General features: G+C 38.5%; 8 protein-coding genes and 1 riboswitch. Of the genes, 1 reads left to right on the forward strand and 7 read right to left on the reverse strand.

Features of this window, described 5'->3' with window-relative positions:
* Nucleotides 1–19: 19 nt before the first annotated feature.
* The 7 genes from FS458_RS10610 to gltB form a co-directional block, all read right to left on the reverse strand.
* Nucleotides 20–817 (reverse strand): energy-coupling factor transporter transmembrane component T family protein, encoded by a 798-nt coding sequence (locus FS458_RS10610; protein ID WP_144700382.1) that lies wholly within the window; start codon nt 815–817, stop codon nt 20–22.
* Nucleotides 801–2252: an ABC transporter ATP-binding protein gene (locus FS458_RS10615; protein ID WP_144700384.1), complete on the reverse strand. Its 1452-nt coding sequence runs from the start codon at nt 2250–2252 to the stop codon at nt 801–803. Before FS458_RS10615 ends, FS458_RS10610 begins: the two co-directional genes overlap by 17 nt.
* 13 nt (nt 2253–2265) lie before the next feature.
* On the reverse strand, nt 2266–2847 hold the full coding sequence (locus tag FS458_RS10620) for an ECF transporter S component (protein ID WP_144700386.1): 582 nt from the start codon (nt 2845–2847) through the stop codon (nt 2266–2268).
* Between the two features lies 1 nt (nt 2848).
* On the reverse strand, nt 2849–3553 hold the full coding sequence (gene tenA / locus FS458_RS10625; RefSeq protein ID WP_144700388.1) for a thiaminase II: 705 nt from the start codon (nt 3551–3553) through the stop codon (nt 2849–2851).
* Nucleotides 3554–3638: 85 nt separating this feature from the next.
* Nucleotides 3639–3746: riboswitch (TPP riboswitch) on the reverse strand.
* 137 nt (nt 3747–3883) lie between these two features.
* Nucleotides 3884–4813: a manganese-dependent inorganic pyrophosphatase gene (locus FS458_RS10630; protein WP_144700390.1), complete on the reverse strand. Its 930-nt coding sequence runs from the start codon at nt 4811–4813 to the stop codon at nt 3884–3886.
* A 105-nt stretch (nt 4814–4918) separates the two neighbouring features.
* On the reverse strand, nt 4919–6397 hold the full coding sequence (locus tag FS458_RS10635) for a glutamate synthase subunit beta (RefSeq protein WP_144700392.1): 1479 nt from the start codon (nt 6395–6397) through the stop codon (nt 4919–4921).
* A gap of 24 nt (nt 6398–6421) precedes the next feature.
* Nucleotides 6422–10978, reverse strand: a complete 4557-nt coding sequence (gene gltB, locus FS458_RS10640) for a glutamate synthase large subunit (protein ID WP_144700394.1) — start codon at nt 10976–10978, stop codon at nt 6422–6424.
* Between the two features lie 139 nt (nt 10979–11117).
* Between gltB and FS458_RS10645 the strand changes: the two genes are divergently transcribed.
* A complete protein-coding gene (locus tag FS458_RS10645) occupies nt 11118–12020 on the forward strand; it encodes a LysR family transcriptional regulator (protein WP_144700396.1) in 903 nt (300 codons plus the stop codon).
* Nucleotides 12021–12065: the final 45 nt, after the last annotated feature.

A 12065-nucleotide genomic window follows, 5' to 3' on the forward strand; every position in this document is an offset into this window, starting at 1 on the left:
TGAAATGATATTCAGTCTCTCAATCTGATAAGGATCTTACATCTGTATTTGGCAGAAGAGGGTATTGGATAGAAAGAAGATAAGCGAGTCCTAACAGAACAAGAAAATAGCATAAGAAAAATAGATCATTCCTTGAAAAGCCGATCTCATAATAATAGGTCCTCTTTCTGTTCGATTGAAATCGTTTTGCTTCCATTGAAATGGCTATCCGATAAGCTCTGCGAATGCTTTGGGATAATAATGGAATCGCGATCCTTTGCATCCTTTTAAGAAAGTTATTCTTTTGTTCGAACCCTCTTATTTTTTGAGCATTCATAATGATTTGGTATTCCTCCACCATGATAGGAATCAATCGGATGGCTGCCATAAAACTATAAGCAAACTTTGGAGGCAGTTTAAGCTGTTGCATGAGCGAGTAAAACAATCTAACTGGTTTGGTAGTTAAAGCAAATATCAATCCAAGCATTGCGAAAGATAAAGCTCTAAATCCTAAGTGAATGCCTCTTATCAAACTCTCTTCTGATATTTGAACATATGCCCATTTAAACAGAATCGTTTCTCCCTTTCCAAAAAGAATCATAGAAGAAGAAGTTGAAAGAAAAACAAGCAAGAAAGGCAGAGATAGTAAGAGTAATTGCTTATAAGAGTAGCCTGTACCAAATATAAACAAGGTTAAGATCACACATGAAAAACCAAGCATAAAATTAAGATAATGAATGTTGATGGCGAATCCGAACAGACCTACTATCGTTAATAGTTTTAAAGAAGGGTTTATGCTGTGTAACCAAGTGTACTTTCCACTAAATAATGAGTTCATTCAGCATCTCCTTCTGTACTTTACAACTGTTATTAAGTTGACGATCAGCTACAATTTTACCGTTCTGTACCTTCCATAACCGTGTTGCAAAACGTTCGGTGATATGTTGGTCATGTGTGACCATGAGAATGATGGTTCCTTTTTGACGCTCTTGTTCAATCCATTCCAGAATTCTGAACGTGTTTATAGAATCTTGACCAAAAGTTGGTTCATCAAGAAGTAATACAGTTGGCTTTTGCAAGAAAGCGGTTGCCACGCTTAGGCGCCTCTTCTGACCAACAGAGAGATGATAAGGATGTTGATTTATTTTGCTCGTCAACTTAAGAGAAGAAAGTATCTCTTTTGCATCTGCTTCAATATTCTGCTGGTTTTGTAATCCATAGGTTATTTCATCGTAAACAGAATGCGTTAAAAACTGATATTCTGGGTTCTGAAATACAAGGTAAACAAGTCCAGAGATGTCCTTAATTTTTTTTACAAGGAGATCATTTATAAAATAGTTTCCAGATGTTTTTATGAGCTGCATAAAAGCTAACAATAATGAGCTCTTTCCTGCTCCGTTTTCACCAATGATCGTGATCCATTCTCCCGATTGAACCTCCATGTCATCAGCCCATATCTTAATTTCCTTGATTCGATACCCTTTAAAATCTTGCAACTTCAATGTGTTCTGATATTCAAACTTATTTTCAGCAAGTCGTTTAAATTTGTATTCATCCCATGCACCAGGATACCAGATTCCATACTCTTTTATCTTTTCCTTATATTGAGTAAAGACCATTGAAGTGTTGCCATCAGCAAGAATTTCTCCACCTGGTGTAAATACAATTAGACGATCGGCGAAATCCATGATTTTTTCAATTTTATGTTCTACAATGATTAACGTCTTATCTTTCCATATTCTTTTAACCGTTTCCCAAATTTGTTCTGTTCCCTTTTCATCTATAAAAGCAGTAGGTTCATCTAAGAATATGACATCCGGTTTCAGTGCTAGTACAGATGCGATCGCTAACCGCTGTTTCATTCCACCTGATAGATGTTGAATCGGTGTATGAATGTTATCAAGTTCAAGCCCAACCTCTTTTAATAAAGAACAAATCTTGCTGGACATCTCTTCTCGAGGCACCTGTAGGTTCTCAAGAACAAAAGCTAATTCTTCATCAACATATGGCATACAGAATTGCGTATCAGGATCTTGAAATACAAATCCCCATTGATCAGGGATCTGTATTTCATCAAACTTTATAGGTATGTCTATCGTTTGTGGAACAAGGCCAGAAAGGACTTGTAACAATGTGGATTTGCCACAACCGGAGGTGCCAAGAAGTAGCACTTTTTCACCACGATTAATAGACAAACTCATATCTTTAAACAACATTTCTGATTCGCCCGGAAACTTTAATCTTAAGTTCTTCACAGATGTTATGCTGGTCATATTACCACCTCAGTTATTGATCTAATGCTTCGTGATCTTCTTTTGAAGACGATCGCACTAAATTTGTCACACCTGTAGCTTCTAAAGCTTTTGCGATAGAGATGGCAAACAATCCTGTAAACAATATAGAACCGATTATTCTAAATACGATAAATAAAGTTAGGTTCCATGTTGAAAGATCTCCGATATATCCTTTGTAAAAGTCCATGATTAAAGATCCTGCACATGAACTGAACGCAGCGAGTGAGATGACGAAAAGGTCAAACCGTTTATAACGAAATGCAAATAGGATAAATTCTGCAAACAATCCTTGAATGATTCCGTATAATAACACTTCAAGTCCAAATTCAGAACCCATTAAAAATTCTCCTGAAGAAGCAGCGATTTCAGCCAATAGGGCAACTCCAGGCTTTCGAATGATGAGGAACGCAACTGTTGCTGCCATGAACCACATCCCATATATCAACTGATCGATGTGAAGGCCAAAAGGTTTTACGGCATAATATAGAGGTCCCCAAATCTTATATAAAATTCCAAATGCGATTGAAATTACGATCGTTACAAGGATATCGGTTAACTTTAACCCTTTTTGCATGCTACCCTTCACTTCCAATCGGTGTTGTGGTCATGCTGAATGGAATTGGCCACTTTTCTAACGTATATGCCATTTCCCAAAAGGAATACTCATACTGACAACTGATCAAGAAATGTTGAATCATTTTGTTTTTTTCATATTCACTTGCTTTTTCAGCCAATTGATTCAATCGATCAATCTGTTCTTGTACAAGTTCTGAGAACCATTCTCCTCCATAGGCAGCGATCCACTCTTGATAGATCGGCTCTTGTGGAGTAGCCCCTTTGAACGTTTCACCAATCTCTTGATAGATCCAATAACATGGCAGAATGGCTGCGATAATTTCTCCTAAACTTCCAGACTCTGCTACACGATATAGGTGAGATGTATAATTGTATGCAGTTGGGGCAGGTTCAAAGTTAGCTAGTTCTTCTTCTGTCACACCAAGCTGTTTCATAAATGTCTCATGAAGTCCTAACTCCGCATCATTCGTACCTTGTGCATGCGCGGCCATCCTAGAAGTCGTATACAAATCTTCAGCTCTTGCCGCACCCATCGCTTGTATTCTTGCAAAATGAGATAGGTAATACGAATCTTGTAAAACATAGTACCTAAAGCGTTCTAAAGATAGGTCACCATCTGCAATTCCCTTCACAAATGGATGTTGAAGGTTCGCTTCCCAAATGGAAGCCGCTCTTTCTCGCAAGATATCAGTAAATGTGTTCATATGAATCCTCCTTGTTTTATCCAACAAAAAAACCACTCTCAGCTTAGAAAGTGGTTGTATATGGAGAATTCAAGATAGGAATAAATACTCCGCAACACCACTTCCCTACGCTGGTATAATCCAGATCAGGTTCTAAGAGTCTCAAAGTTTCACTTTGATCTCAGCCTTATAAAAGGCACCCCTAGTGGTTAGTTTTTATGTAGTTGGTTTCTGTCTTAAATGATAGCAGTCTCTTTTAGATTGTCAATACTGTTTTTATGAAGCACAAATATTGAATGGCACAATAAAAGGGTAAAACCTTCGTTTGGTTTTACCCTTTTGGCACTTATTTTACTTACTCATTGCTTCTGTTAATACAGGTACGATTTGTTTTTTACGAGAAACAACACCTTTAAGAACAGCTGTATTGTTCTCTAATTTAACGTTATATGCTTCTTCGACAGATTGTGAACTCTTACCAAGAGCTAGAGCTGTTGAATCATTTGTTAAGATATCTGTTACAACAAACATGAACAGGTCCAGACCTTTGTCAGCAATAACTTTAGTAATGGCTGATTCTAATTCTTCTTGATGTTTCATTACATCGCTAGCATCCACGGTATTCACTTGAGCAACTTCAATTTTGCTTTCACCGATGTTAAATTCTTTCGCATCAAGTGAGATTAACTCTTCAACAGATTTATCACTTAGGTCTGCACCTGCTTTTAGCATTTCTAAACCGTACTTTTCCGCATCTACTCCTGCAATTTCAGCAAGTTCGCGTGCTGCAGCAACATCTTCTTCTGTGCAAGTAGGTGATTTGAACAACAAAGAATCAGAAATAATCGCAGAAAGCATAAGTCCTGCAATATTTTTCTCTACTTGAACACCGTTCTCTTTGTACATCTTGTTCAAGATTGTAGCTGTACAGCCAACAGGCTCTGCACGATAGTATAACGGATCGCTTGTTTCAAAGTTCGCGATGCGATGATGATCAATAACTTCTAATACTCTTACTTTTTCAATATCATTTGCACTTTGTTGACGTTCATTATGGTCAACTAAGATTACTGCGTTTGCTTCAGCAGAGACATGTTCAACAAGTCGAGGAAGCTCAGCATTGAAATAATCTAATGCATATTGTGTTTCACCGTTAATTTCACCTAGGCGAATAGCTTCTACATTTTGTCCTAATTTAGATTTTAAGTCAGCGTAAACGAGTGCTGATGTAATCGTGTCAGTATCTGGATTTTTGTGTCCAAAAATAAGTACTTTTTCCATGCGTCTACTCCTTATAAATGAAAAATTATGTTTTACCTAAGCCTTATTTTATCATAGATAAAAAGCTTATGGCTTTTGGAGTTTATTGTAGCATGGAAAAAAGTATTAAGGCAAAACCGTACTGCCCATCAACGATAGATCAACTTGACGTGCACAATCACGACCTTCTTGAATTGCCCAAACGATTAAACTTTGACCTCGTCTAGAGTCACCGGCTGCAAATACCCCATCTACATTTGTACGATAGTCACCATGTTTCGCACTAACTTTATTTTTATTAACTTCTACACCAAATTCTTTTAAGACTGGCATTTCTGTACCTTCAAAACCGATCGCAACAAAAACAAGATCTGCTGGCCAAACCTTCTCTGATCCCGGGATTTCTTCAAAAACCATATTTCCAGCACCATCTGACGTACGTTTCATTTGAATCGTATGAAGTTCTTTTAATCGACCATTATGATCTGATACGATTTTTTTCGTTTGTACAGAGTACTCTCTTGGATCATGTCCGTATTGAGCAGTCGCTTCTTCATATGCATAATCCATTGTAAAAATATTAGGTTGCTCAGGCCACATGTTTGCATCACTGCGTACATCAGGAAGTTTAGGATGTTTGCCAAATTGAACGACACTCTTACACTTTTGCCTTAGAGCTGTAGCCACACAGTCAGCACCAGTGTCGCCTCCACCTATTACGATGACATTCTTACCTTCTGCATCAATAAGTGGTTCAGAAAATTCAATGTTCAATAATCTTTTTGTTGCCTGAGTTAGATAGTTCAAAGCAAAATGAACACCTTCAGCTTCTCTTCCAGGAAGAGTCAAATCTCTTTGTTTCTGTGCTCCTGTACATAGAATGATTGAATCAAATTCATTTTTAAGTTCTTCAGAAGTAATATCTTTTCCTACCTCTGTGTTAAGGATAAAATCAATGCCCTCTTGTCTTAATAACTTGATTCTTCTTTCCACTACATCCTTATCTAATTTCATGTTAGGAATTCCATACGTTAACAATCCGCCAGCTTTGTCTGCTCTTTCATAAACTGTAACAGAATGACCCGCTTGGTTCAGCTGATCTGCTGCTGCAAGCCCGGCTGGTCCTGATCCAACGATTGCGACCTTTTTTCCTGTTCTTTTATCTGGAATTCTAGGGTGAATCCAGCCGTTTTCAAAACCTTTATCAATGATTGCTTTTTCAATGTTCTTTATCGTAACAGCAGGACCAGCTAACTCAACTGTACATGAACCTTCACAAGGAGCCGGACAAACTCTACCAGTAAATTCAGGAAAATTATTTGTTTTTAATAGACGATCAAGAGCTTCTTTCCATTTCCCTCTATAAACAAGATCATTCCACTCTGGAATGAGGTTATTAATGGGACAGCCAGCCGCAGCCCCATTAATCTCTATACCAATATGACAAAAAGGTGTTCCACAATCCATACATCTAGCGCCTTGTCTTTTTAACATATCTTCAGGTTGTTTTTCCGTATATTCTTTCCAATCTTTAAGACGTTGGAGAGGCTTTCTCTCTATCGTTTCTTCTCTTGGGTATTCCAAAAATCCGGTTGGTTTGCCCATTTAAATCTCTCCTCTCATCTCAATTTATTTCAGAATTAATTTTGTTGGTCCGGGTCTACCACTTGCTTTCGCTGAGCTTGATCCAGCTTCAAAAGCATTCATGATCGCTTCATCTTCTGTATACCCCGCTTTTTTCTCTTCTTCTATTTTCTTAATCATTTCTTTATAGTCATGTGGGATGACTTTCACAAAATGTGACTGTTCTAATTTCCAATTTTGCAGAATAGTAGAGGCTTTTTTACTCTGAGTGTATGAAAAATGATTAATAATCATCTGCTTAACCGTTTCTGTTTCTTCAGAATCCAGTAATCTCTCAAACTCAATACCTTCTTTGTTGCATAACTGTTTTAATAAAAGTGGCTGATGCGTGTAGATATAGGCGATTCCTCCACTCATACCTGCACCAAAGTTCTTTCCAGTATCACCTAAAACAACTACTCGACCACCTGTCATATATTCACAGCCATGATCTCCGATTCCTTCGACAACGATGTTAGCTCCACTGTTTCTAACTGCGAATCTTTCACCAGCTAAGCCGTTAATGTATGCTTCGCCACTCGTTGCGCCATAAAAAGCAACATTACCCAGAATGACATTGTCATCAGCCAAATATTCTGCTGATTTAGGAGGTGCGACAATTAATTTACCCCCTGATAATCCTTTTCCAAAATAGTCATTGCTGTCTCCGTTCAAATAAAGCGTCATGCCACGTGGCACGAATGCTCCAAAACTTTGTCCAGCAGACCCAGAAAAGTTAAGAGTTACGGTATCTTCAGAAAGACCTTCTTCTCCAAATCGTTTCGTTATTTCACTACCAGCAATTGTACCTGCTACACGATTCGTATTTTTAATCGGTAGGTTGAGTGAAACAGTCTTCTTCATTTCTAAAGCTGCCTTTAGCTTCGGTAAAATCTCATTCATATCGAGTGATTGATCGATCTTATGATTTTGAGAAGTCTGTTTCGTACGAATTCCGTCTGCTTGATAAAGGAGCTTAGATAAGTCGAGATGCTTCGCTTTCCAGTGTTTTTTTGCACGGTCACCAACTGTTAAAACGTCAGTGCGCCCGACCATTTCTTCCATCGTACGGAAACCGAGTTCAGCCATAATCTCACGAATTTCTTCAGCCACAAATCTCATATAGTTGACCACATGATCAGGGTCACCCATATATTTTTTTCTTAATTCAGGATTCTGTGTAGCTACACCGACAGGACATGTATCAAGATGACAAGCACGCATCATGACACAACCTAATACAACGAGAGGCGCTGTAGCAAAACCATATTCCTCAGCGCCTAACAATGCAGCAAGCACAACATCTTTTCCTGTCATCAGCTTTCCGTCTGTCTCAAGTGTTACACGTTCACGAAGACCATTAAGCATCAACGTTTGATGGGTTTCTGCAAGTCCTAACTCCCATGGAAGACCAGTATGCTTGATACTTGTTTTTGGAGAAGCTCCTGTACCTCCGTCATAACCACTGATTACGATTACATCAGCTGCACCTTTTGCAACACCTGCAGCAATCGTACCAACACCGGATTTCGCAACAAGCTTAACGCTAATTCTTGCTTCACGGTTTGCGTTCTTCAGATCATGAATAAGTTGTGCCATATCTTCAATCGAGTAAATATCATGATGTGGTGGAGGGGAGATCAATCCTACCCCAGGAGTTGATCCACGAACATCTGCTACCCAAGGATAAACCTTGTTACCAGGCAACTGCCCGCCTTCACCTGGTTTAGCTCCTTGTGCCATCTTGATCTGCAGTTCATCTGCATTTACAAGATAGTGGCTTTTTACACCGAATCTACCTGAAGCTACTTGTTTGATACTGCTTCTCCGGTTATTGCCAAGTTTATCAGGGATAAAACGAGCTGGATCTTCTCCGCCTTCACCACTATTGCTCTTTCCACCTAAACGGTTCATCGCGATAGCAAGAGATTCATGTGCTTCTTGACTAAGAGAGCCAAAAGACATCGCGCCTGTTTTGAAGCGCTTTACAATCTCTTCTACAGGTTCAACTTCATGGAGTGGTATAGACGTTGTTTCAGGCGCAAACGAGAATAAGTTTCTTAAAAAAGTTGTTCTCTCGTCATCAGCCAGTTTTGAGAACGTTTTAAACAGTGAATAATCATTCTTACGGCAAGCCCATTGAAGGGTATGGATTGTTTTAGGATTAAAAGCATGGTGTTCACCAGTATTTCTCCATTGAAAATCACTTCCTGAATCCAAAGTATCATCGATGGTCTCTTTAAAGCCTTGTTGATGTCTTAGAGTAGCCTCTTTTTCGATCTCAGCTAAGGTGATTCCATCAATTTGAGAAGAAGTAGCTGGGAAATAAGAATCGATCACTTCTTTTCCGATTCCGACTGCTTCAAAGATTTGAGCACCTCGATAACTCTGAACCGTTGAAATACCCATTTTTGACATCACTTTAACGATGCCATCTGTTATTCCTTGTTTATAGGTTCTGATGGTCTCAGATAAAGAAAGTTTGATGTGTTGATCTTGAATCGCTTCTTCAAAGGTTTTATAAGTTAAATAGGGATAGACAGCATCTGCGCCATATCCAATGAGCGCTGCAAAATGATGAACTTCTCTAACTTCACCTGATTCAACGATCAAACTTACTTTTGTGCGGAGTCCTTCTTTTATAAGATGATGATGCAGAGAACTTACAGCAAGTAAGACAGGAATAGGAATAGAAGATTTATTCATTTCTCTGTCTGACAAAACTAATAACGTTGCTCCATCTTGAATGGCTTCTGCCGCATTTTTAAATAGAGATTGCAATCCGATTTCTAAATCTTCCGAAAATAAAGTTTGCAGAACAGCCGTTTTAAATTCATAAATCATGTTATCTGTTATTTGATTAAACTCATTCGATGTTAACACAGGAGAGTTCAATTGAATTCTCTTCGCATTCTGTGGCCCAGGATGCAGAAGATTTCCTTCAGCTCCGAGCAGCGTCATCGTAGAAGTAACAATCTTCTCCCGAATAGCATCGATCGGTGGATTCGTAACTTGGGCAAATAGCTGCTTAAAATAATTAAATAGGGACTGCGGGTTATCAGATAAAACCGCTAAAGGTGTATCGTTCCCCATTGACCCGATTGGATCTTTCCCTTCTGTAATGACAGGAATCAAATATTTATGAATATCTTCATACGTATAGCCGAATGCTCTTTGTTTACTTCTTACATTTTCTATATTGATTTCTGGCTCTTCGCCATTTTCATCCAAGTGATGCAGTCCATTCGTCAGCCATAATTCGTAGGGTTCTTTACTAGCCATTTCTGTTTTGATCTCATTGTCTGTAATTATTCTTCCTTCTTCTAAATCGATAAGAAGCATTCTTCCTGGACTTAACCGCTCTTTATATAGAACATTCTCTTCTTCAACTTCAATAACTCCTACCTCAGAAGAGAAGATAATGTAATCATCCTTCGTTACATAATATCTCGCCGGCCGGAGACCATTTCGATCGAGTATGGCTCCAATTTGCTTTCCGTCTGTGAAAGAGATAGCAGTTGGCCCATCCCATGGCTCCATCAGGCAACTATGATACTCGTAAAATGCTTTTCTCTCTTCTTCTAGATGAGGATTCTCACTCCATGGTTCTGGAATTAGCATCATAGCTGTATGGGAAGGCTTTCTCCCTGCCAGTACAAAAAATTCAAAGGCTTGATCAAGGATAGAAGAATCACTGCCATCGGCATCAAGAATAGGAAGCAGCTTTCCAATATCATCTCCGAATGCTTCAGAAACAAATTGCTTCTCACGTGCCTTCATCCAGTTCATGTTTCCTTGTAAAGTATTAATTTCTCCGTTATGAATAATGTATCGGTTTGGATGTGCTCGTTCCCACGTTGGAAACGTATTTGTGCTAAAACGGGAATGCACTAAAGCGAATGGAGACACGAAATCAGTATCTTGTAGATCAGAATAGAAGGCATCCACCTGTTCTGGTGTTAACAGACCTTTGTATACGATCGTTTGTGATGATAGACTAGCAAAATACGTTTGAAGTCCGTGTTCTCTTGCCCAGTGCTCTGCTTGCTTTCTGATTACAAATAGTTTTCTTTCAAAAGCTAGGTTCTCTGAAATCGTTTCGTTGCATGCAATAAAAACTTGTTTAATTAAAGGACAAGTTTCTTGAGCCTTTTTCCCGATTGTTGTTACGTTGACGGGTACCGTTCTCCAGCCTAATAGTTGTTGTCCTTCGAGTTTAATAAATTGATTAATTTGATTTTCTAACTTCTGTTGAGCTCCCGTATCATTGGGAAAGAAGATCATTCCTACCCCGTACCGTCCTTTTTCAGGCAGTTCAAAATCTGTGACTTTTTTAAAGAAATCATGCGGTATCTTTGTCATTAAGCCTGCTCCATCCCCCGTCAAAGGATCACTTCCTTGTCCTCCCCGGTGATCAAGCTGGCATAGCATATGAAGTCCTTTTTCAACAATCTCATGGGTAGCATGCCCTTTCAAATGAGCATATAGACCAATGCCACAAGCGTCATGTTCATTCTTAGGATTATATAAACCTTGTGGTTCTGGAAATTGACTAAAGGTCATTTTGAACTCCCCCTTAAGTTTATCAACTTTAAATATTCGAAACTTTCTTTCATTTAGTTTAGGTTTTATAATTAATCGAAACAATATATAATTTAGATTAAAACGATCTCAAATTGAGAATGATTGGTTGTGACAACGCATGGAATTCAGACAATTACAGTATTTTATTGAAGTTGCAGAACGAGAACATGTTTCGGAAGCAGCAATTGCTTTGCATGTTGCACAATCTGCAGTCAGTCGTCAGGTTGCAAACTTAGAAGCTGAACTTGGCGTAGAGTTGTTTGAAAGAGAAGGTCGTAATATTAAGCTTTCTCCTGTTGGTAAACTGTTCTTGATACACGCAAAAACAGCTATGAAAGCGATCGAACATGCAAAAAAGCAGATTGATGAATATTTAGATCCTGAAAGAGGAACAATCAAGATTGGATTTCCTACAAGTCTTGCAGGACATCTTTTGCCAACTGTTGTATCAGCTTTTAAACGCGAACATCCGAATATTGCCTTTCACTTAAGACAGGGTTCTTATCGATTTCTTACAGAAAGCGTTAAGAGTGGAGATATTGATCTAGCTTTTTTAGGACCTGTCCCTACAAATGATCCTGATTTAGAAGGACATATCCTTTTTACTGAAAAAATTTCTGCACTATTACCTGAACAGCATCATCTAGCAGAGAAAAGAAGTTTATTATTAAGTGATTTACGAAATGATGAATTCGTTCTATTTCCGGATGGGTATATTTTACGAGATGTAGTAGTAAATGCTTGTAAAGAGTCAGGCTTCGTTCCTAAGATTGCATGTGAAGGTGAAGATCTAGATGCGATAAAAGGGCTAGTTACTGCTAGTATGGGTGTTACCCTATTACCCGATAGTTCCTTTTATGAAACGAAGCCACGGTTTACAGTGAAAATACCGATCGAGATCCCTGATGTTAAGCGCACGGTAGGAATCATCACCCCTAGGAGTCGTGAACTAGCACCTGCTGAACAAGTCTTCTTTGAATTTGTGATTAAGTTCTTCTCAGTTTTGGAGCAATATCAGTAATTTTCTGTTACTTAAAGATGTTGAATAATGAACAGAAAAAAGCTT

It is taken from the genome of Fictibacillus phosphorivorans (genome assembly GCF_007673525.1).
Taxonomy (GTDB): domain Bacteria; phylum Bacillota; class Bacilli; order Bacillales; family Fictibacillaceae; genus Fictibacillus; species Fictibacillus phosphorivorans_C.